We start from the raw sequence: 22,074 nt of genomic DNA on the forward strand, positions 1-22,074 counted from the left end.
CCGGGTTATATTGAGTATCCAGATTATATTAAGTATCTAAGTTATATTGAACTGACTATAGCAAAATAAGACAGTGACCTATATTGGCCTAAGGTTAATTTAAGGCCGCTTTATTACGCGTTAGCAATCATAGCCTTGTAGACCACAAAAACTGATAGAAATGAAAGCTGATAGCAATCAAATATATTTACCATCGACCATTACTGGACGACTAACAAGCCAAGCAATCACGACGTTGACAATCATTAGTATCAGCATAATAAAAAGCGGCATACTCCAGCTACCAGTCATTTCATGCAGCCAGCCTGTACCCAATGGTCCAAAAAACGCAATGACATAACCCACTGCTTGAGCCATACCAGACAGCTCACTTGCCTGATTGGTCGTATAGGTGCGCATAGAGAACAGCATCATGCTCAAGGTAAAAATTGCTGAACAGCCCATGCCCATCATGCCTGACCATAGCCATGCCAAGTCAGTCGATAGATAACTAACGCCCAATATGCCAACGACATTTAGCACAGCGGCAAATACCGCTAGCGCTTGAATAGGGCGTCCGCGATTGACTAGCCAAGTTAAACTTAATATAGAAACCGGTGCCATAAACTGAAATACAGAGCCCATTTGTCCAGCACTGACGGCAGATAACCCTTTACTCACCCAAATCGATGGTAAAAAACTGGCAACGGTATAAAATAATAATGACTGTAATCCCATAAAAATAGCAATCTGCCACGCAAAGGTAGTGCGCCACATAGAGATATCAGAAGAACCTAACGCCGCAGGGATGATCGCTTGATGGTTAGATGAACCCAACCGTACACGTAAGAACAGCCAGATAACAAAGGCAAAAACACCTAAAATCGTCCAACCACCTAATGCCCACTGCCAACCAACTTGCTCCGATAGCGGTAATACGACGCCTGCAACGATACCTGCTGCTGTGGTCATCGTTAAACTGAACAACCCTGTAATTAGCGGAATATGTTGCGGGGTACGCTGCTTAATAACAGGTGCTGCTAAAGTATTAGCGAAGCCGATGGCGAGGGTAAGCAACAAAGTACCAATTAAAAACCCATTCCACGTCGGGATAGCAGTACGGATAACCATCCCTACCGTTAATAGCCCAATCATGGCAATCAGTGTGTTTTCTAGCCCGAATCGCTTACCAATGGTTGGAGAAATCAGCGCACCAACGGCAAAGCTCAGCATAGGCACTGCCCCTAGCCAGCCTATCTGAAACTCAGAGATATCAAGCGCGTCTTTTACCACTGGGGCGATAGAACCTAGCGCGACGATAGGTGCACGCATATTGGTGGCTAGCAGAATCATGGCACACAGTACCAACCAAAAGGTAAAGCGTGAGGAGGGCAGGCTAGATGAAGCAGATAGATTGGACGAGGTAGACATAGCAGCACAACGATGACAGCGAAAAAAAACACGTTATTAGACAGCGCCAAGAAATCGCCGCTTATAAAATAACACCAGAGAGCATTTACCCAAACGTACCTAAACGGTAATCGATATCTTAAATGAGACCGAAAAATATATGTAGCGCGTAAGACATACAATTTGCTGCACTGATTTTGCTAAATTGGCAGGCAGGTTAGTCAAAATGCATTTGTGGTTACTTCGAGTTACGGCTATAGAACAGTGATAATAAGAGATGGCGATAATAAGTAATCTTAAATAAATAGTCTTATCGCACAATAAAAATAGCGTCAAGTCACTTTTGAATGACTTGACGCTATTATAAGAACATATGTCAGGTAAATGCTACCAGCGTATGGTAACCAATAGGCTATTAAACCGATTTACCCAATTGAGCAGCTCTTAATGCATTCTCTTGCTGTTCAGTTATTAATGAATCGCACTTATTGGGATCATTGCCACAAAACGAGCAATTTTCGTCGCCCATCAGTTTAGCGACACCGCCACAAGATCCTCTAAGCGGCTTTTTTTTGACCATATAACCGATGCCCATAAAGATGAAAAATAGGACAAAGACGGTGAAAGTAATGGCAAGCATAGGAAGCAGTTGGCTAAGCATAGAGGAAACCTCATTTCAAAAAATAGGGCAGTTATTAGTGGTGTTACCTAAGTTCATGACAGCTAAGCACCGTTAATAACAACTGTATAATAGTATAGCAAATTTTAGTGCGGCTCGTTGTGCGTTAACGTATTCTCTTGTTTCACCTCTATCACTTACCAGTGGCTTTTAGAGTGTACCATCTAGAATTTGAAGTATGTTTAGAGCTTTTTATCAGCACGTAACGCTTTCATCGCTGGTGTCTGTACCACTTGCCAATCGTCAATGTTATCGTCAGCAGCTTCGTTAGACATATCGTCAGAACCTTTTGCCTTTACATCGTCAGCTAGTACCACAAACATGGCTGCTAGATTTTGTGTTTTAGCGAGGTCTAGTGCTTTGTGATAGGGCATCGCGGTAAGAGCAGTTGCCCACGCATCCGCCAATGCAACCGAATCAGCTGCGACAGTGACTGAAGGTGCACCGCCTGCAATAGGGTTGCCCGTTGTCGGATCGATAGTATGGCTATAGCGTTTGCCATCGAATATGACAGAGTTGCGATAGTTGCCAGAGGTCGCTAGATGCATTTGGCTAGCCGTGTTTTTTGGTTGGCGAATAGCAGATATGGTCTGACGTTCGCTGACAGTACTGCCTTCAATAGGGGCGTCAATCGCAATTTGCCATGGCTGCTGTTGGTTATTCACACCAGAGGTGGCAATTTCACCGCCGATCTCAACCATATAATTACGAATTTGATAATCATCTCTCAGTACGTCAGCGATAACATCGACGCCATAACCTTTGGCAACAGCAGAAAAGTCTAAACCAACGCCATCTTTGGTCTTATAGATGGTATCGTCTTTCTTTATGATACTCTCAAAATCGACCAATGCCTTGGCTTGCGCAATCTCAACGGCGGTCGGTGGACTTTGTAGGCGCTCGACTGTCATGGTACTTCCAAAGCCCCATGTATTTACGAGTGGCATAACGGTAGGGTCAAAAGCACCGCCAGACTGCTGATAGACAATTTGTGAGACATCGAGCACACGACTAAAGTCAGCATCGATAGTGATAGGTTTGTCTTTGCCCAAACGATTGAATGTAGATATGGTCGAGTCGTTTTGATAAGTAGACATGCTATCGTTAATTTGTTTTAGGCGCTCGTCTACCGCAGCTTGTATGGCAGCTTCGTCCGCATCATCAGGCAACTGATAGCTAATATGGTAGCTCGTCCCCATCGTCTCACCGATCAGATAGTTATAGTCTGGGGTTTGCTGGCAAGCGCTGAGACCTAAAGTACTAGCAAGACTGACGACGCTTACTAAGGTAAGGTGCAGAGGTTTTTTGGAAGATAAGCTGGATATAGTGTTTTTCATAATATTTTCGGTATGGCGTAGAAATGAGTAGGGTGTAAAACAAGCCTCGCTTATTTTACACCCCTTGAACCCAAAAATACCAATGTAGGCACCATTCAGCGACAATTCGTTCGGTTGAGTAGCTTACTTCACTTGTGATTCACGTATGAGCTTATAGAGTTTTGGCGGAGAGACGCGGTTGACTCGTGTGGCCAGTTTTTCTTTGCGACCAGCGACGATAATATATTCCTCTCCCTTAGTGAGCGCTTTCACGACTTGTTTAGCAAACTCAGTCGTAGTTAGACCATTATTGGTTGCTTCATCCATCGTACCCTGTGCGCTACCGTCGCCAGTCAACGCATTGATAGAAATATTAGTCTGAATAAACCCGGGGAATATCGTGGCTACTTCGATACCTTGGTCGTGTAGCTCTGCACGCAAACTATTTGCCCACATATGCAGCGCTGCTTTGGCTGCCCCATAAGCGCCGCGATATTGTGTACCCAATAGGCCTGCTACACTCGAGACCATTACTACTTTGCCGCCGCCTTGTGCGATCATATCATGCAACGCAAGTCTGGTAAGACGCGTCTGAGCAAAGTAATCTATTTCCATGATTTGACGCTCAACTTCTTCAGCCGTGTCCATGATGAGCGAACGCTGACTGATACCAGCATTATTGATGAGCCAGTCAATTTTCCCTGCCTGAGCTTTAGCAGTGTCATAAGCTTCTTTGGCTTGATTGGCATCGCTAATATCAAAAGGAACGACAATATGCTTGTTAGCGCGTTTGCAGCTGTTTTTGACAACCTCTAACTTATCACTGTCACGTCCACTTAGAATAATCCTAGCGCCGCGTTTGGCGAAGGCAACGGCTAATGCTTGCCCGATACCGCTAGAGGCACCGGTAATCCAAATGGTCAAATCTTTGTATTTCGTTTTCATAAGAATCCTTTCTCAATGTTTAGATAGTCCATGATATAGGATAATAAAGCGACTCTACTAGCTAGATTTGTAGCCTACAAAGCCACGTCTATGTATAAAGATCGCACAAAAAAAGAGCCTCAATTGAGACTCTTTTTTTTATTCTTACATTTCTGCTGTTAGATAAAGTATCTAACTTAACCACCGAAATCATCAAGCATGATGTTTTCGTCTTCTACGCCCATGCTATGTAGCATGTCGATTACAGCAGCGTTCATCATCGGTGGCCCACACATGTAGTATTCACAGTCTTCTGGGTTTGGATGATCTTTCAGATAGTTTTCGAGCAATACGTTATGGATAAAGCCTGTTGGACCTTCCCAGTTATCTTCTGGTAATGGGTCAGACAGTGCAACATGCCACTCAAAGTTATCAAACTCTTCTTCTAGCTGATCATAGTCTTCAACGTAGAACATCTCACGAATAGAACGAGCACCATACCAGAAACTAATCTTACGATCAGTATTCAAACGTTTGAGCTGATCAAAGATATGTGAGCGCATTGGAGCCATACCAGCACCACCACCAACAAAGATCATTTCAGCTTCGGTCTTCTTGGCAAAGAATTCACCATAAGGACCTGAAACTGTCACTTTGTCACCAGGTACTAAGCTAAATACCCATGAAGACATTTTGCCTGGTGGAATACCGTCAGGACCACGTGGCGGTGGACTTGCGATACGGATGTTGAATTTGATGAGACCTTTCTCTTCAGGGTAGTTAGCCATTGAGTAAGCACGGATAACAGGCTCATCAACTTTTGAGACATAGTTGAAGATACCGAATTTTTCCCAGTCTTCTCTATATTCTTCATCAACCACAAAGTCTTTGTAGTGCACTTCATGCGGTGGCGCTTCCAACTGTACATAACCACCAGCGCGGAAGTTTACTTCTTCGCCTTCTGGAATTTTTAGTACCAGCTCTTTAATGAAAGTGGCAACGTTATCGTTAGAGATAACTTCACATTCCCATTTCTGTACATCAAAGAACTCAGGATCAATCTCAATTTTCATGTCTTGCTTAACAGCTACCTGACAAGCTAAGCGCATGTGATTGCGGATTTCACCTTGAGTAAAGTAGCCTTCTTCGGTGGGCAAAATAGAACCACCACCTTCAATAACGCGGCAACGACACTGCGCACAAGTACCACCACCACCACAAGCTGAAGATAAAAATATACCTTCGCCCGCTAGCGTTTGTAGTAGTTTGCCGCCAGCTGGTGTCACCACATCATTATCGGGATTATCATTAATATGGATAGTGACATCGCCTGAACTGACCAGTCTTGAGCGTGCCGCCAAAATAATAGCGACGAGGCCCATGATGATCAAGGTAAACATAGCAACGCCACCAATCGCCGTAGCGTAATCCATGGTAGGTATCCTTAATCTATGGGGTAGGGGTGTGGAGGCATAATCTATGCTGTACCCAAACCTCTACCGAATAAATGAATTAAATAAGTCAAATAGCTAATGAAAGCTTTGAGCTTAGCGGTTTAGATGGACATACCACCGAACGACATAAAGCCGAGCGACATAAGACCAACCGTGATAAAAGTAATACCAAGACCACGCAGCGGTGCTGGAATATCTGAGTATTTTAGCTTTTCACGGATACCCGCCAATGCTGTAATAGCAAGTGCCCAACCGAAGCCTGCACCCACACCATAGACAACAGATTCACCAAAGTTATAGTCACGCTCAACCATAAATAGTACACCACCCAAGATGGCACAGTTTACGGTGATTAGTGGTAAGAATACCCCAAGTGCGTTATATAGACTCGGTACAAACTTGTCCAAGAACATCTCTAGGATCTGTACGGTGGCTGCAATCAAACCGATATAACTTAGCAATCCTAAGAAGCTCAAGTCGATATCAGGGAAACCTGCCCATGCCAGCGCACCATCTTTTAGGATGAACTGGAATAGTAGATTGTTTAGTGGAACGGTAATTGCCATCACGACAATAACCGCAACACCTAGACCAATCGCTGTAGAGACTTTTTTGGATACGGCCAAAAAAGTACACATGCCTAAGAAGTAGGCAAGCGCCATGTTCTCAATAAAGACTGAGGTTATAAATAAACTAACATAATGTCCCATTAGTGACCGCCTCCATGTGCCATGCCTTTAGACTGCGGCTTCATTACAAACTCAGCTTCTTCAACTTGTTCTGGTTTCCAGATACGGACAACAGCAATGAACAAACCAATGATAAAGAACGCTGATGGTGGTAACAGTAACAGACCGTTTGGTATGTACCAACCGCCATCAGTGACTGGCTGTAGAATCGTAATACCGAACCAAGTACCAGCACCCAATAGCTCACGGATAGTTGCAACGAATAGTAATACTGCTGAGTAACCAAGACCGTTACCAATACCATCTAAAAAGCTTGGGATTGGTGGGTTGCTCATAGCAAATGCTTCAGCACGGCCCATAACGATACAGTTAGTGATAATCAGACCAACGAAAACTGACAAACCTTTACTGACGTCATAAGCCACTGCTTTTAGTACCTGATCAACCAAGATAACCAACGAAGCAATAATCGTCATCTGTACGATGATACGAATGCTTGATGGAATCTGCTTACGGATAATCGAGATAAAGAAGCTTGAAAATGCCGTTACCAAGGTCAATGCCACACACATGACCATAGCGTTAGCCATGCTGGTGGTGACAGCCAATGCCGAACAGATACCAAGGATCTGTAGGGCAATAGGGTTATTATCAAAGATAGGCGTGGTTAAAATGCTTTTAGTGTCAGCCATGTTATGCCTCCTTGCCGTTTGCTACTGGTAGCTTGGCTGCCAATTCGGTTTTAGGTTGAGCTGCCGGCTTTGATTGATTTGCTTGCGTGTCTGCACCTTCAACCGTTTGGCCGCTCTTTTCGCGTAGCGTATCTAGATAAGGCTTATAACCTTGCTCGCCTAACCAAAACTGAATCATGTTGCTGACGCCGCGGCTAGTCAATGTTGCACCGCTGATGCCATCAACCCAGTTTTCTTTTGGGTTACCAGCTTTGGTTACACCAGTGGCAACGTTACCATTCTCGTCATAAGACTCGATACCGCTCCACTTTGCACGCCATTCTGGCTCTTCGATACGAGCGCCAAGACCTGGGGTTTCTTTATGCTCGTAGAAACTGATACCTTTGATGGTATTCATGTCACTTTCGAGCGTTAAGAAACCATAGATAGTGCCCCATAGACCGTAGCCCTGAATTGGCAATACAACCGTTTCTGGCTGACCTGCGTCATCATTTTTGACATAGACTTTGGCATATTTTGGCTTACGACCAATACCAGCAGGATCGTTGTCACCCAAGTCTTCACTTAGAGCTTGGTTTTTTGTTGCTTGACTGGCGTCATAAGCATTACGATCAGGGATGCCAGCAGTTTTTAGCGCATCGTCATCGAGATAAGTACCTTCGTTTAAATCAATGATTTTTACTTCAAAGTCTTTAAAACGTTCGGCAACATCGTCTGCTGTATCAGACTCAGCGTCATACATGTCAGCCGCGACTAAGATGTTTTTGTTACGGTCTAAACGTGCATTTTCAACTTGCGCAGGCTTTAGACCAACAGCCACTGCTGAGACCAACACTGAACATACCAAGCATAGCGTCAAAGCCACACTGATGGTTTTCGCGTTATTACTTTTGGGCTTGGACATAGCGAACCCTCCGAGCGGTTTGGCGTTTGATATTTGCTTGAGTCACAAAGTAATCAAACAATGGAGCAAATAAGTTGGCGAATAGAATGGCCAGCATGATGCCTTCTGGGAAAGCAGGGTTGATGACGCGAATCAATACGGTCATAAAACCAATCAAGATACCGTAAGCCCAGCGGCCTTTGTTTGTATGTGCAGCTGATACTGGATCCGTTGCCATAAATACAGCACCGAAAGCAAAGCCACCGATAACTAAGTGCCAGTAGAACGGTAAGCTCATCATCATGTTGTCTTCAGAACCAATCATGTTGAACACAAGAGACGTCGCAATCAGACCGACCACACAACCTGCCATAATGCGCCAAGAAGCAATACGCGTCCATAGCAACACTGCAGCACCCATTAGGATAGCTAGCGTCGATACTTCACCGATACTACCTTGCATGTTACCTAAGAATGCATCACTCCACGTGATGGCATTACCATAGACGTCGACGAAGTCCTGAGGAACCACACCAAGGGCTGCAAGGCCAAGCGGCGTCGCACCTGAGAAACCATCTACTGCTGTCCATACTGAGTCACCAGACATATAGGCTGGATAAGCAAAGTATAAGAATGCACGACCCGATAGGGCAGGGTTAAGGAAGTTCTTACCAGTACCACCGAATACTTCTTTTGCGACGACTACACCAAAGATAATACCTAGGGCAACTTGCCATAAAGGAATATCAGGTGGTAGACACAATGCAAATAGAACTGAAGTCACAAAGAAACCTTCGTTGACTTCGTGTCCACGGACGACAGCAAAGATAATCTCACAGAGAATACCTACTGCAAACGTCACGATATAAATAGGCAAAAACTGCATCGCACCATAGACGAAGCTTGCCCAGATACTGTCTGGGTTATAGCCTGCCATGCTAGTGATCACAGTACGCCAGCCTTCAGGCTGCAAGCCAAGCTGAGCGATAGCGGTTAGTGCTTGATGACCAATGTTGTACATACCCCAAAACATCGCTGGGAACGTACATAGCCATACAGTAATCATAATACGTTTTAGGTCAATCCCGTCACGTACATGTGATGACGCATAAGTGGTTGAGCTTGGTTGACGTAAGAACGTATCAAACATCTCAAAAATAGCGTAGTACTTTTCGTGTTTGCCGCCTTTGGTGAAAGATGGCTCCATACGATCGAACATATTGTGTAAAAATTTCATCGTGGTTAGCCCTCCAGCTCAATGCGCGTTAAGTTATCACGCAAAATATCACCGAATTCATATTTGCCAGGAGATACAAAGGTGCATAGTGCCAAATCTTCTTCGTCCAGTTCAAGCACACCCAAATCTACGGCGCTAATGATGTCTTCGACGATCAATGCACGTAGTAATTGAGTTGGTAGGTAGTCTTGTGGCATGACTTCTTCATAGACACCGATTGGTACCATCGCTCGTGGTGAGCCGTTACTTGTCGTAGTAAAGTCGTATTTTTTGCCACCAAAGAACTGCGAAATATAGATAGGAAGTTTTGAGAAGCGGTTTTTACCTGGAGTAAAGAAATGGAACGCAGGACGTTCACGGCCTTCAGTCAAGACGCTGATCTGATTGTGAAAACGACCCAGATAGGCGATGTTTTCAAATACTTTGCGACCAGACAATACTGAACCTGAAATGATACGGTTCTCGCCAGCAGCCAGTTTACCTTTGGTTAATGCAGTGATATCAGCACCACGTTCAGTCATAACCAACTGCGGGTTAGTGACAGCAGGCCCTGCTAAGCTCACCATGCGGCGCGTATATAGACGACCTGTCGTGAACAATTTACCGATGGCAATTACGTCTTGATAACCAATCGTCCATACGGTTACACCGCGGCTGATAGGGTGCAAGAAATGAATGTGCGTACCAGCAAGACCAGCTGGATGCTTACCAGCAAAACCATGATACTCAGTGACGTTATTCGCTGCAGTTTTTGCAACTGGTGTCAGTTGGGTATCGCCATGATGGCAGACAAAGGTCTTTGGACTAAGCGTAGATAATACAGCAAGTCCATCATTGAACGCTTGTAGCTGCTCATTGATCACAAGCATCGGGTCAAAGGCAAGTGGATTGGTATCCATTGCTGTGACAAAGATGGCATGTGGACGAGCGCCGATTTCGGGTGCGCGGCTATAAGGACGCGTACGGAACGCCGTCCATTCGCCAGAGGCAATCAGTTGGGTTTCAACGACTTCAGAGTCTAGGTCAGCAAGCTGCTGTGAGTCATAGCGCTCAAAGTCTACTTCTTCACCATTGGGGTCGACCGCAATCACAAGACTCTCAAACACTCGACGTTCGCCACGTTTAACAGCGACGACCTTACCGGCAGCAGGGGCAGTGTAGATCACGCCAACACGTTTTTTGTCTTCATAAACGGGCTGACCTTTGGCTACAATGTCACCTTCTTTGACATTCATAGTGGGTTTCATACCCACATAATCATAGCCAACAAGTGCTACATGTGTCGGTTGGTGCTCAGATATCTCGCGGGAGGGTTCACCAGTGATGGGCAAATCCAAACCTTTTTTGATGGTAATCATAAGCGAAAACTTAGTCCATAGTCTAAAACGATACCAGACGTCCTGTTTGGTATATCGGTAGCATGAACATTTGTATCACTCAACAAAGCCTTCAATCGTCTATTTCCTTTATAGTGAAATAGGGATGAAAGCTCTGTGAAGACAATACATGATCATAACTACTAGTAAGAGTATTAACGCTGACCTTAGACTCCTTAACAACACGTTAATGTCTTATTCGAATTACCAAAGTGGCGACTGGCTACCAAGGTGTATGCTAAAACCGCTTCATCGAAATCAATCGCTACAGCACATGGCTAAAAGAGACTGGTTTAAATATAAATGGCTTTATCACACGTTTCATTGAAATTTAAAACTTGTAACACCAGTATGTTTGACCATCTCTCGTTCACTAATATCGTCTAAAGATATTCGATAGAATAAGAGTGTGGCCAAATAACGATCTATTAAGGTAGATGATATACTGGTTAAAAGACAAACTAGCTAAGCAACTGATAAGCAAACCTCACTTATTATAAGCTGCTATAGTTTTAATCGTAACGGTTTTAATATAGTTAGCTAGTGATAGGGACTTGCAAGACATCTAATTAAGGTTAAATACCGCAGAATCGATGGTTTAGAGACTATTGGTTGAGATTTTTCAGATAGCCTTTTTTAGCAATTTCTTGGCCAATATTTTATTGACGTATTGAACGATTGCTCGATCCATCCTGATCACCATGCTGTATTAATGAGTTGTAACAACTCAACAAAAAGCGTAACACATGGTTACTATCACATAGAAACAAATAAAAATTTACCTAGGATTATACGCTAAATTGACCTAAAATTGCCAGTCAGTAATAGAATTTAACGATTGTTGGTAGTGATTCTACGTACTAAAACTTATGGTTATGATTGTCTAGTTTCTGTCTTTCTTATTTATATTCAAACAGATTGCTAACTTAGCGATGTCTTGGTTTTCGATCTGTACATAATTTATGCTACTTTTAAGCAGCGTTTTCTCTCGTTATTTGATTCTTCAATAACGTTTTATTCTCAAAATTTTAATTTACTAAATTTATTGCCAATCTTGTGCTTTATAAGGAATGCTATATGTGTGCTGTGCCTGTCATTATCCCGGCTATTGATTTAAAAGATGGTAAGTGTGTACGTTTAAAACAAGGCCGTATGGAAGATGATACGGTGTTCTCTGATGATCCGGTTGCTATGGCAGCGCGTTGGGTAGATGAAGGCGCGCGTCGCTTACATTTGGTCGATTTGAATGGTGCCTTTGATGGCGTGCCAGTACATAGACAAGTGGTCAATGATATCACCAAAGCCTATCCGAACCTGCCTATTCAGCTGGGCGGCGGTGTACGTAACATGAACACTATCGAGCAGTATATTACCGCAGGTTTGACGTATATCATTATCGGTACAAAAGCTGTTGAAGATCCTGATTTTGTTGCAGAGGCTTGTCGCGAATTTGCAGGGCACATCATCGTCGGTATCGATGCCAAAGACGGTATGGTAGCCACTCATGGCTGGGCAAACGTGACAGACACCAAGGCGACCGAGCTTGCTAAGCGCTTTGCAGACGTCGGTGTGTCATCAATCGTTTATACTGACATCGCCCGCGATGGCATGATGCAAGGCGTCAACGTTGAACAAACTGTTAATCTGGCGCGCGAAGGCGGATTACCTGTGATTGCATCAGGTGGTGTTACCGATATGAAAGATATCGAGCTGTTGAAGCCGTATGGTGATTGTATCGAAGGTATCATCACTGGTCGTGCTATCTATGAAGGCACGTTGAACTTAAGCGAAGCACAGCTTTACTTAGATAGCTAAAGACTGCCAAAATTAGTTGGCTAAAATCAGGCAGCTAATTATCAGCAATCAGCTAAGCGAGAAAAATCCGTAAAAATAAAGGATGCTTATGGCCACTTACATTGACCGTCCAATAATACGCAGTTCTATAAAAGCGTGGGGTCAAATAGTGTTGCTACTAAGCATCCTTTTTGCGTTTTCAGCGCATGCTGCCAGTGAAGAAATTTCTGGTATCTCAGCAGCACTAGGTATAGAGACAACTGAAGGTGTAGAGACGGCAGAGGAAAGCGTATCTAACGATAATTCTGCCACATCAGAAAATGAGACATCAACAGGTGAAACTACAGAACCTGCCAGCTCATTGCCAACGCCTGCTCCTCCGCCAGTAATCAGTGGCGAAAGCACTAATAATGCTCAAATCGAGACCACACCCACTCCGCAAAAAGACAACGATATTCGTCAACGCATCAGCGGTATTTTCTCTGAAATCGAAGGCTTACAAGCCGTCAATGTTAGTGTCACCCAAGGGGTCGTTACCCTAACGGGAGAAACAGCCAACGAAAAAAAAGCACAGCAAGCGATTAACTTAACCAACCGACTAACAGATGTCGTCACTGTAGAAGACAGAATTAACCGCACGCTAGATGTTCAAGAGAATGTCTCAACGGTCTATCAAGGTTTAAAAGCGCAGGTGACCAATCTAGTGAAGGCGCTACCACTACTATTGGTCGGCATCGTTATATTTGCCTTGGTAGCATGGTTTGGCAGTTGGTTATCTAATCGCAAAAAGATGTGGCAACGTCTGACTCCCAATCCTTTTGTCGCTGAGCTGCTGTCACAAACGGTCAAAGTCATCTTTATTATCTTTGGTCTGATTCTAGGGCTAAGTCTGATAGGTGCAGAGACTATTTTAGGTACATTGCTTGGTGGTGCAGGTGTCATTGGTATTGCGGTTGGTTTCGCAGTCAAAGACACCATTGAGAATTATATCGCTTCACTAATGCTGAGTATTCGCCAACCTTTTCGTGCTCGTGACCATATCGTAATTAATGGGCAAGAGGGCATCGTGGTTCGTTTGACCTCGCGCGCGACGATACTGATGACATTAGATGGTAATCAGCTACGCATTCCTAATGCTGAAGTTTTTAAAGGTACCATTCTAAACTATACCAAGAACCCTGAGCGCCGATTTACTTTTGAATTGGGCGTTGATGCTAATGATGATCCATTAGCAGCAATCAAAGTCGGATTGGATGCGATACATACACTGGTATTTGTTTTGGATGAACCAAAGGCGATTGCGGTCATTACCAATGTGGGTGATTCTAATATTGTTTTGGAATTTCAGATTTGGGTAGATCAATCAGAGACTGACTTTGCCAAAGCACGCAGTATCGCCATTCGTGAGACCAAGCATGCACTAGAAGATAAAGGCTTTAGCTTACCTGAGCCTATCTATCGTCTGCGCTTCAACAATAAGTTAGAAAAAGCCTTTGAGCACATGCAAAGCAGTGCCAACAATGCTAATAATGTTCAATCTGATATAACGATTACGCCGACGATTCCTAAACCTGCTGAAACAAATCAGGTCAGCGGGAGTCACATAGATGACCAAGATAAAAAACAAGCCAAAGCTCGAGCCAAAACCATTTTACAAGGTCGCAGTGCTAATGATGTTCTCGATGCCCGTCCTGACGATAAGCTGATGGAAAAGGTTGAGCAAGAGATTGCTCAAAGCTCAGATAAGACTGATTTATTGAATAATAATAGCCCGCAAGAATAGGTATTAGATGTTAAATAAGGTTTAGGCATAAAAAGTGCAACAGAATCTATATTTGGTGGTTATTCAAATACGGGGCTTTTTATGGAAATGAAACACGTTATTATCTTTGCAATAATTGGTATTGTGGCATTGCTTGGCTTTAACATTATCAATGGCAATAGTCGCGAACTAAATAGAGAGATTGCAACCAGTAGTGTAGCGGCTGAACAGCCTGATTCTACAGTAGCTACCTCTGATACAGATATTACTAGCCAACCACTTAGTCAACAGCCGAAAGCGATCGTAGATAGTGCTACTAGCAAAATTGATCAAGCGCAGCAAGCCGAGCAAGACCGTGTAGAGCAATTGGACGATGCGCAATAGGCACAATAAATAGCTATATCATCTATAACTGAAAAGTACAACGCATAAAAAAGGCTAACGATTACGTTAGCCTTTTTTATTGTATTACAACACCAGTATCTAAGTATCAGTCTAAACTTAGCTTTTTTTGGCAGCACCTCTGCGGTTACTGCTTCTTTTCGCCGGAGCTTTCTTAGGCTGCGCTTTCTTCGGTTGACCTTTTTTGCTTTGGTTCATTGCGCTAGATTGCAATTTAGCCTTCAAATCAAAGTCAATTTGTAGCAGATCCATGTTGACACCCGCAACCTTCACTTTAACTGAATCGCCCAGTCCAAATAGCGTACCTTTATCTTTACCGATAAGCTGCTGTTGCTGCTCATCGTAGACAAAGAAGTCATCGCCAACGTTTGAAATATGAACCAAACCATCGATATATAAGTCAGTCAGTGTGACGAATAGACCAAAGCTAGTAACCGTAGTCACAACACCTTCGAACTCTTCACCGACATGATCGGTCATATAGTGACACTTGAGCCAAGATTCTACATAACGTGATGCTTTTTCTGCACGGCGTTCTGTATCTGACGTTTGTGTACCAGCACCTTCAAGAGAAAAGTCCATAACAGGCTGTGGGCTATTAGTGACTTTCGCTTTAATCGCGCGATGCAGCATCAAATCTGGATAACGGCGAATTGGCGAGGTAAAGTGGCTATATTCGTCATATGCTAAGCCAAAGTGACCAATATTGTCAGGTGCATAGTTTGCTTGCATCATTGAACGCAGCAGCATGCTATGAATACTGATGGCATCTGGTCTATCTTTAGTCGCTTCGATAATGCGCTGATAATCCGCTTGCGTTGGATTTTCTTCTGGGAATGGTAAGCCAAAGTTTTTCGCATATTCATGAATACGCATCGACTTCTCATTATCAGGCTTATCATGGTTACGATACAAAACTGGTAACTCATGCTTAAGCGCGAAGTTTGCAGCACAAGTATTGGCAAGGAGCATACACTCTTCGATTAGCTTCTGAGAGTCGCCACGAGTACGTGGTAAAATCGCTTCGATTCCGCCTTTCTCATTGAACTTGATATACGTTTCAACCGTTTCAAATTCCATTGCATGACGTTCTTCACGCTTTTTAAGCAGTAGCTCATACAATTGATGTAAGGTATCAACAGACTTTTTAACGTCTTTATTACCTGTTAGTGATTTAGGTAATCTCTTATCATTCGGGTTCACAAGATAATCATTTACTTGATTATAAGTGAGACGTGCTTGTGAGTGCATCACTGACGGATAAAACTCATATCCAGTCACTTTACCAGCGCGCGATATCTTGATATCAGCAACCATACATAAGCGATCTAGATTAGGGTTCAATGAGCATAGACCGTTAGATAACACTTCAGGCAGCATCGGAATCACGCGATGCGGGAAGTATACTGAAGTACCACGCTCATAGGCATCTTGGTCAAGTGGTGAATTCGGTGTCACATAATAGCTGACATCCGCAATCGCAACCACGACACGGTAGTTACCACCAGAACGCTTTTCAGCAAATACAGCATCATCAAAGTCACGAGCATCTTCGCCATCGATAGTGACAAGCGGTAGATGACGTATATCTGTACGGCCTTTTATGTCTTTCTCAGTTGGCTCTTGATAGTCATCAGCTTGCTTAAGCGCAGCTTCGCTAAAATCTGATGGAATATCATAGTTGAGCAGGGTAGTCTCAATAATCAATTCACGATCGTTGTCATCAGACAGCACTTCAGTGATTTTGCCAGTGGCAAATTCATGCTGGTTTGGCCAGTCAATGATATCGACTTTAACAGGAGCGCCTTGCTTAATATTTAGCGCCTGAACATTGTCATCAGTAACCGTAATCGGTTGATGATTGTTCGGGCTACCAAGCTCAACACAATAGCCGTCTTCATCACGAGCAAGTGTACCAATAAAGTTGTTTTGGCGACGTTCGACAACATCGACGATACGCCCTTCGGTACGTCCACGATTGTCTGTCGAAGTGCCGACGGCTGCTACCGTGTCGCCATTGAATACCCAGCGCATTTGTTTTTCATGTAAAAACAAATCTGGCATATCACTTAGCACCACAAAACCAAAACCTTTTGGATGTGCAGAAACTGTACCTGAGACGATATCTTGCTTAGTCACCGTGCGATAGCGATAAGGACGACCATCACGGTTTACTTGGCCGTCACGTGCCATTGCTTTTAGGCGATTGCCCAAAGCATCAAACTGATCAGGGTCATCAATGTTAAAGGCCTTTGCCAATTGTTGATGCGTGACTTCCCCATGCTCATTAATCGTGCTGAGTATCAGCTCACGACTAGGAATCGGGTTGTCATATTTTTTTGCCTCACTTGAGGCGTTTGGATCATTCCAACTCATAAATTACCGTATCTATTTTTAAAATTATTAATAGTGGCTATCTTAACACGAACGACGCTGCAATATCTTGCGTCAATTGTCTTATGTGTATTCGGTAGCAGGAAGCGGTCAGTTTTCTAACGACCGCTATAGGAATAAATCAAATATCGATATCGACATTGCTCGATTGGTTAGTGATTTTTTTACTATCCAACTCTTTTGAGACTTCTAATACCGTAGTCTGATTTGATTTATTCAAGTATTTTTGTGCTTTATCTACTTCCGTGGTCAGTGTATTGACCGTTTGCTTCATATTCTCTAGCGCTTCAATTTTATAATTGCTAATCATATCCATAGTGTCATAGACATTATTGAAGGCATTTTGCAGTTTATCAAGCTCAATACTACTGCTAGTCGCCTGTTCGTGAATCTCACCTGACTGACGCTTGAGCATCGCTGAAGTTGATTCAATCAAACTACTGGTGGTTTTATTCAATGCAGTGATTTGATCTAATACCAGTTTTTGATTGGTCATTGCTTGAGCAACGACCACAGCCGTGCGTAATGCAGACACGGTAGTTGTGGTTGCACGATCGACCCCTTTAATCAGCTCTAAGTTATTACGGCGAATAGTATCAAGCGCCAAATAGCCTTGTACATTCACTGCTAACTGAGTTAAAAAATCAGTGTTTTTTTGACGGACATAAAACAGCATTTCTTCTTTAATGATGCGCGCTTTTTCTGGATCTGTTGCTTCTATCGCATAGACCTTTTGCTCAAGTTGCTCATCAATCTTTTTGCCAACGTAGACATATTGGCGAATAGACTGCATCAGCTCCCACATATTGACTTTTTCTTGCTCAATCATCGCATTGTCTTTGAGCAATTCGTCTTTACCATTATAGAGACTAGTCACAACGGCATTGATGTGCGACTGGGCTGACTCATACTGACGAAAATAATCTTGTACTTTATTACCGAACGGAATGAGACCGAACAACTTGCGCGAGCTGGTCAGTTCTTTTTTGCTCGGATCTAAGTCTTCGACAATCCCGCGTAGTTCCGTCAATGATTTGGCGATAGGAGAGTTGTCGAATAAACTGTCATTGAGACTTTTTGCGGGCAAATCTAACATTCGATTAGAGACTTGCGCAGATTCACGAATCTCTTTTGTACCTAGATTATGAATAGACTGCACATTCTGTCGAAATTCATCACTATGCACAGAGTTGGTAAGCACATGATCAACAAAAGCATCAACCTTGGCATCGAGCTCAGGAATTTGGCTTTCATCCAATTTGACCATCTGATCTGCTTCACTTTTCTGTATTTCTTTGACAGGTTCAGGCGCTGTTAGAGAGATACTGGGAGTTGTAGCGTTTTCTGGTGGCGTCAATTCTTGCATGAAATATCCTCTGATATCGGAGAAGGGAGTGTTTTTTGTCAACGACTCTGGCAGTCGTGATATACGTTGTTTTTATTTATACACTTAGCTTTTTTACACTTATAAATTGTCTTCAGCTCATACTAATTTTTATCAAATGATCACTAGTGACTGCTAAATACTAACTAGTAAATATAACTAGACCTTTAGATTACCGTGTAATCAGAAAGTTGAGAAGGTAGGTTTTGTAAAATAGCATCAGTCAATGATGCTAGGCTATTTATGTTCAATATAGCTATGTTTATTACAGCAGTTTTTGAGTCCACATAATAGAAAACCATCAATATCCCGCAGCATATTGATGGTTAGAGTTATAAATAGCTATATAGACTAACAGCCACCACTCAAAGCAATCCAATAGACAGATTACTTTTTCTTAGTGGGTCCAAGCAGCATACCCATCTGACGACCTTCCATCTTAGGGTACTGTTCGACGTTTGAGATATCAGCAGTATCTTCAATGATACGATCAAGTTGTTTGCGACCGATATCTTGGTGCGCCATTTCACGTCCGCGGAAACGGATGCTAATTTTAACTTTGTCTTGATCTTCCAAGAAGCTCACGATTTTTCTCAGTTTAACCTGATAATCGGCCTCTTCGGTACTAGGACGTAGCTTCATCTCTTTAAGCTGAGTCTGCTTTTGGTTTTTCTTAGCTTCTTTAGCCTTTTGCTTTTGATCATAGAGGAAGTGCTTATAATCCATGATCTTACATACTGGCGGCTTAGCTTCAGGAACTAATTCAACCAAATCTAGATTTTCATCACGTGCCGCTTTCATCGCGGTTGCGATATCAACCACGCCCATTTGCTCGCCATCTTCTTTAACGAGACGGACTTCTTTGACATTGATATCTTCGTTGATGTTCAAACGGTTGGACTGTTTAATAGGTATTACTCCTCATCTGTTTTTGGGGTCTGTCGGCCTTTTTTACTGACAGCGGTCTGTACTAATGTAATAAATTCAGAAACACTCATCACGCCAAGGTTCTCACCTTCGCGAGTTCGGACGTTAACACTGCCCGATTCGACTTCTTTATCCCCTAATACTAGCATATAGGGAATACGTTCTAATGTTTTCTCTCGTATCTTAAATCCAATCTTTTCGTTACGCAAGTCGCTAATAGCACGCAAACCTGCATTTTTGAGCTCGCTAACCACGTTTTCACATGCATCAGCTTGTTTGTCAGTGATGTTCATGACCACAACTTGCTGCGGTGCTAGCCATACTGGCATCCAACCGGCATAGTTTTCGATCAAAATACCGATGAAACGCTCAAACGAACCTAAGATTGCACGGTGCAACATAATAGGTACTTCACGATCGTTTTGCTCATTGACGAACTCTGCATCGAGACGCTCAGGCATGTTTGGATCAACCTGAATAGTACCGCACTGCCAAATACGTCCTAATGAATCCTTTAGACTAAACTCAATCTTTGGACCGTAGAATGCACCTTCGCCAGGTAAGTAATCCCAGTCTAGCCCTGAGCTATCAAGCGCATCTGCTAGCGCTTTTTCTGCAAAGTCCCAAGACTCATCACTACCAACGCGTTTTTCAGGGCGGGTAGAAAGCTTCATAATAATATTATCAAAGCCAAAATCTTCATAGACCGCAAGCGTTAGCTTAATAAAGTCAGCGACTTCTTGTTGAATCTGTGCCTGCGTACAGAAGATATGCGCATCATCTTGAGTAAAACCACGTACACGCATCAAACCATGCAATGAACCTGACGGCTCATTACGATGACAAGAACCAAATTCAGCCATACGTAGTGGCAAATCACGGTAAGACTTTAGGCCTTGGTTAAATACTTGCACATGACAAGGGCAGTTCATCGGTTTTACCGCGTAATCACGGTTTTCACTAGAGGTTGTGAACATATTGGTTGCATAGTTGCCCCAATGTCCTGAACGCTCCCACAAGCTGCGATCAACGATTTGAGGTGTCTTGATCTCTTCGTAGCCATTATCATATTGTACTTTACGCATATACTGTTCAAGTACTTGATAAATCGTCCAACCATTAGCATGCCAGAACACCATACCTGGCGCCTGCTCTTGCATATGAAATAGGTTCAGCGCTTTGCCAATTTTACGATGATCACGTTTTTCTGCTTCTTCAATACGCTGAATATAAGCTTTTAACTGTTTCTTATCAGCCCACGCAGTACCATAGATACGCTGTAACTGCTCATTTTTCGCATCGCCGCGCCAATAAGCACCTGACATTTTGGTCAGTTTGAATACTTTCAAAAAGCGCGTGTTTGGCACATGCGGGCCACGGCACATATCGACGTATTCTTGATGATGATACAAGCCAAACGCTTCTTCACCTGGCATATCATTAATAAGTTTTAGCTTATAGTCTTCATTACGTGATTCAAATATTTCAATCGCTTCGGCGCGTGGCGTCATTTTTTTGATAACGTCATAATCTTGCTTGATCAGCTCCATCATGCGTTTTTCAATCGCTTCCATATGCTCAGGCGTAAATGGCGTTTCACTAAAGATATCGTAATAAAAACCATCATCAATAACAGGACCAATGACCATCTTTACATCAGGGTAGAGCTGCTTAACCGCATGACCTAATAGGTGAGCACATGAGTGACGGATAATATCGACACCGTCGTCGTCTTTTGGCGTTACGATTTCAACATTGGCATCAGCGACGATAGGATCATGTGCATCTACTAGATGACCATTTACACGTCCAGCAACTGTCGCTTTAGCGAGTCCTGTCCCAATACTTTGCGCCACTTCCATGACTGTTGTATGACCTTCAAAGTCTTTTACACTACCATCGGGTAAAGTAATCGCTACCATAATCTATTCGCCTATTATTGGGTCCGTTGGCAGTGATGACTGCAACCATCAATCATATAACCGTGAGACCACATCAATTATATCTAATCATCGTGATATGTTGTGAAAGGGACGCATTACCTAGAGTCTTACTATGACTATATATGCTAGGACCAATGTAAGGCTTAAAGCCAGTTAATCAATAGCATTACAGCAAAATGCATTTCGCTATATGAATAATACAACAGCCAACATATATAAGTAATGCAGCAAAATACCTATTATAGCAAAAACCGTCTCTCAACACTAGATATCAAGGGATTAAGCCATAACTGATATAAGAGCCATATCTTATGATACAGGTAGTATCAAATACTGCACTATATAGGACGATATATTGAAAGCATCATATAACCCCGAATAACTTAGCTTGTATATAGTGTTAATTATATGAATATCAACATTCAAAAATATGAGAAGTAGTCTGCTTAGGAAAAACACTCAAGAATGACAGGATGAATAAGCCCAGTTATGAGGTTCAAATAAGCTTATCTTTATTAAAAGTGGGTGAATTAAACCTTATTGCACACTAGTATTTGAAAAATAGAGAACACCAATTTTATAACCTATTGAAAGAAATACAAATTTATTCATATCCTAAAATAAGATTAAAAACATTAATAAAACGGGTTGACACAAAAGATAAACCGTCTATAATACGCACCTCATCAAGACGAGCTGGAAGTAGCTAGTGTGTAGATTACATATAAATAACCCAGTTAACTTGTTGAAACAAATTAAAAAAAGAAGTTGACAGACTATTAAAACATGATATGATGGTCAGCTCGCTAAATAGGATAAGCCACATTGG

17 protein-coding genes are annotated in these 22,074 nt (G+C 42.8%); 3 read left to right on the plus strand and 14 right to left on the minus strand.

The genetic code is table 11. The annotated features are described in order from the left end of the window. Positions 1 to 177: 177 nt before the first annotated feature. The 10 genes from ACI2IW_RS08125 to ACI2IW_RS08170 all read right to left on the minus strand — a co-directional run bounded on the left by ACI2IW_RS08125 (position 178) and on the right by ACI2IW_RS08170 (position 10,621). Positions 178 to 1,410 (minus strand): CynX/NimT family MFS transporter, encoded by a 1,233-nt coding sequence (locus ACI2IW_RS08125; RefSeq protein ID WP_404693308.1) that lies wholly within the window; start codon positions 1,408 to 1,410, stop codon positions 178 to 180. A 394-nt stretch (positions 1,411 to 1,804) separates the two neighbouring features. Further along, a complete protein-coding gene (gene nqrM / locus ACI2IW_RS08130) occupies positions 1,805 to 2,050 on the minus strand; it encodes a (Na+)-NQR maturation NqrM (protein ID WP_404693309.1) in 246 nt (81 codons plus the stop codon). Positions 2,051 to 2,250: 200 nt separating this feature from the next. Beyond that, on the minus strand, positions 2,251 to 3,405 hold the full coding sequence (locus tag ACI2IW_RS08135; protein ID WP_404693310.1) for an FAD:protein FMN transferase: 1,155 nt from the start codon (positions 3,403 to 3,405) through the stop codon (positions 2,251 to 2,253). Positions 3,406 to 3,528: 123 nt separating this feature from the next. Beyond that, positions 3,529 to 4,329 (minus strand): SDR family NAD(P)-dependent oxidoreductase, encoded by an 801-nt coding sequence (locus ACI2IW_RS08140; protein ID WP_404693311.1) that lies wholly within the window; start codon positions 4,327 to 4,329, stop codon positions 3,529 to 3,531. A gap of 176 nt (positions 4,330 to 4,505) precedes the next feature. Continuing rightward, the gene (gene nqrF, locus ACI2IW_RS08145) at positions 4,506 to 5,741 is read right to left on the minus strand and encodes an NADH:ubiquinone reductase (Na(+)-transporting) subunit F (RefSeq protein WP_102078341.1); all 1,236 of its coding nucleotides are present in this window, start codon (positions 5,739 to 5,741) and stop codon (positions 4,506 to 4,508) included. A gap of 122 nt (positions 5,742 to 5,863) precedes the next feature. Next, a complete protein-coding gene (gene nqrE, locus ACI2IW_RS08150; RefSeq protein WP_057762170.1) occupies positions 5,864 to 6,472 on the minus strand; it encodes an NADH:ubiquinone reductase (Na(+)-transporting) subunit E in 609 nt (202 codons plus the stop codon). After that, positions 6,472 to 7,143 (minus strand): NADH:ubiquinone reductase (Na(+)-transporting) subunit D, encoded by a 672-nt coding sequence (locus tag ACI2IW_RS08155; RefSeq protein WP_057762168.1) that lies wholly within the window; start codon positions 7,141 to 7,143, stop codon positions 6,472 to 6,474. The genes nqrE and ACI2IW_RS08155 overlap by 1 nt, the downstream gene beginning before the upstream one ends. A gap of 1 nt (position 7,144) precedes the next feature. Next, a complete protein-coding gene (locus tag ACI2IW_RS08160) occupies positions 7,145 to 8,047 on the minus strand; it encodes a Na(+)-translocating NADH-quinone reductase subunit C (RefSeq protein WP_057762167.1) in 903 nt (300 codons plus the stop codon). After that, complete coding sequence (locus ACI2IW_RS08165) at positions 8,028 to 9,263, minus strand: NADH:ubiquinone reductase (Na(+)-transporting) subunit B (RefSeq protein WP_057762164.1); 1,236 nt, start codon at positions 9,261 to 9,263, stop codon at positions 8,028 to 8,030. Before ACI2IW_RS08165 ends, ACI2IW_RS08160 begins: the two co-directional genes overlap by 20 nt. Before the next feature lie 5 nt (positions 9,264 to 9,268). Next, positions 9,269 to 10,621 carry a Na(+)-translocating NADH-quinone reductase subunit A gene (locus ACI2IW_RS08170; protein WP_101204726.1) on the minus strand — a complete coding sequence of 451 codons (1,353 nt, stop codon included), beginning with the start codon at positions 10,619 to 10,621 and terminating at the stop codon, positions 9,269 to 9,271. A 1,095-nt stretch (positions 10,622 to 11,716) separates the two neighbouring features. Here ACI2IW_RS08170 and hisA point away from each other — a divergent pair. The 3 genes from hisA to ACI2IW_RS08185 all read left to right on the plus strand — a co-directional run bounded on the left by hisA (position 11,717) and on the right by ACI2IW_RS08185 (position 14,579). Further along, a complete protein-coding gene (gene hisA, locus ACI2IW_RS08175) occupies positions 11,717 to 12,454 on the plus strand; it encodes a 1-(5-phosphoribosyl)-5-[(5-phosphoribosylamino)methylideneamino]imidazole-4-carboxamide isomerase (protein WP_102091064.1) in 738 nt (245 codons plus the stop codon). Between the two features lie 88 nt (positions 12,455 to 12,542). Beyond that, entirely contained in the window at positions 12,543 to 14,216 is a 1,674-nt protein-coding gene (locus tag ACI2IW_RS08180; RefSeq protein ID WP_404693312.1) for a mechanosensitive ion channel domain-containing protein, read from the plus strand. 81 nt (positions 14,217 to 14,297) lie between these two features. Further along, a complete protein-coding gene (locus tag ACI2IW_RS08185) occupies positions 14,298 to 14,579 on the plus strand; it encodes a hypothetical protein (RefSeq protein ID WP_404693313.1) in 282 nt (93 codons plus the stop codon). Positions 14,580 to 14,696: 117 nt separating this feature from the next. Here ACI2IW_RS08185 and rnr read toward each other — a convergent pair whose 3' ends face one another. The 4 genes from rnr to thrS form a co-directional block, all read right to left on the minus strand. Next, positions 14,697 to 16,973, minus strand: coding sequence for a ribonuclease R (gene rnr / locus ACI2IW_RS08190; protein ID WP_404693314.1), 2,277 nt, complete (start codon positions 16,971 to 16,973; stop codon positions 14,697 to 14,699). A 139-nt stretch (positions 16,974 to 17,112) separates the two neighbouring features. Next, positions 17,113 to 18,357 carry a toxic anion resistance protein gene (locus ACI2IW_RS08195; protein ID WP_404693315.1) on the minus strand — a complete coding sequence of 415 codons (1,245 nt, stop codon included), beginning with the start codon at positions 18,355 to 18,357 and terminating at the stop codon, positions 17,113 to 17,115. Between the two features lie 405 nt (positions 18,358 to 18,762). Continuing rightward, the gene (gene infC, locus ACI2IW_RS08200; protein WP_057762155.1) at positions 18,763 to 19,266 is read right to left on the minus strand and encodes a translation initiation factor IF-3; all 504 of its coding nucleotides are present in this window, start codon (positions 19,264 to 19,266) and stop codon (positions 18,763 to 18,765) included. A gap of 23 nt (positions 19,267 to 19,289) precedes the next feature. Next, on the minus strand, positions 19,290 to 21,224 hold the full coding sequence (gene thrS, locus ACI2IW_RS08205; RefSeq protein WP_102091060.1) for a threonine--tRNA ligase: 1,935 nt from the start codon (positions 21,222 to 21,224) through the stop codon (positions 19,290 to 19,292). Positions 21,225 to 22,074: the final 850 nt, after the last annotated feature.

The sequence above is a fragment of the Psychrobacter sp. NPDC078501 genome, from assembly GCF_044900935.1.
In the GTDB taxonomy this organism is placed as follows: domain Bacteria; phylum Pseudomonadota; class Gammaproteobacteria; order Pseudomonadales; family Moraxellaceae; genus Psychrobacter.

Bases quoted from the DNA above. Each gene is read 5' to 3' on its own strand.
- ACI2IW_RS08125 (WP_404693308.1), bottom strand. From the start codon at position 1,410: ATGTCTACCTCGTCCAATCTATCTGCTTCATCTAGCCTGCCCTCCTCA.
- nqrM (WP_404693309.1), bottom strand. From the start codon at position 2,050: ATGCTTAGCCAACTGCTTCCTATGCTTGCCATTACTTTCACCGTCTTT.
- ACI2IW_RS08135 (WP_404693310.1), bottom strand. From the start codon at position 3,405: ATGAAAAACACTATATCCAGCTTATCTTCCAAAAAACCTCTGCACCTT.
- ACI2IW_RS08140 (WP_404693311.1), bottom strand. From the start codon at position 4,329: ATGAAAACGAAATACAAAGATTTGACCATTTGGATTACCGGTGCCTCT.
- nqrF (WP_102078341.1), bottom strand. From the start codon at position 5,741: ATGGATTACGCTACGGCGATTGGTGGCGTTGCTATGTTTACCTTGATC.
- nqrE (WP_057762170.1), bottom strand. From the start codon at position 6,472: ATGGGACATTATGTTAGTTTATTTATAACCTCAGTCTTTATTGAGAAC.
- ACI2IW_RS08155 (WP_057762168.1), bottom strand. From the start codon at position 7,143: ATGGCTGACACTAAAAGCATTTTAACCACGCCTATCTTTGATAATAAC.
- ACI2IW_RS08160 (WP_057762167.1), bottom strand. From the start codon at position 8,047: ATGTCCAAGCCCAAAAGTAATAACGCGAAAACCATCAGTGTGGCTTTG.
- ACI2IW_RS08165 (WP_057762164.1), bottom strand. From the start codon at position 9,263: ATGAAATTTTTACACAATATGTTCGATCGTATGGAGCCATCTTTCACC.
- ACI2IW_RS08170 (WP_101204726.1), bottom strand. From the start codon at position 10,621: ATGATTACCATCAAAAAAGGTTTGGATTTGCCCATCACTGGTGAACCC.
- hisA (WP_102091064.1), top strand. From the start codon at position 11,717: ATGTGTGCTGTGCCTGTCATTATCCCGGCTATTGATTTAAAAGATGGT.
- ACI2IW_RS08180 (WP_404693312.1), top strand. From the start codon at position 12,543: ATGGCCACTTACATTGACCGTCCAATAATACGCAGTTCTATAAAAGCG.
- ACI2IW_RS08185 (WP_404693313.1), top strand. From the start codon at position 14,298: ATGGAAATGAAACACGTTATTATCTTTGCAATAATTGGTATTGTGGCA.
- rnr (WP_404693314.1), bottom strand. From the start codon at position 16,973: ATGAGTTGGAATGATCCAAACGCCTCAAGTGAGGCAAAAAAATATGAC.
- ACI2IW_RS08195 (WP_404693315.1), bottom strand. From the start codon at position 18,357: ATGCAAGAATTGACGCCACCAGAAAACGCTACAACTCCCAGTATCTCT.
- thrS (WP_102091060.1), bottom strand. From the start codon at position 21,224: ATGGTAGCGATTACTTTACCCGATGGTAGTGTAAAAGACTTTGAAGGT.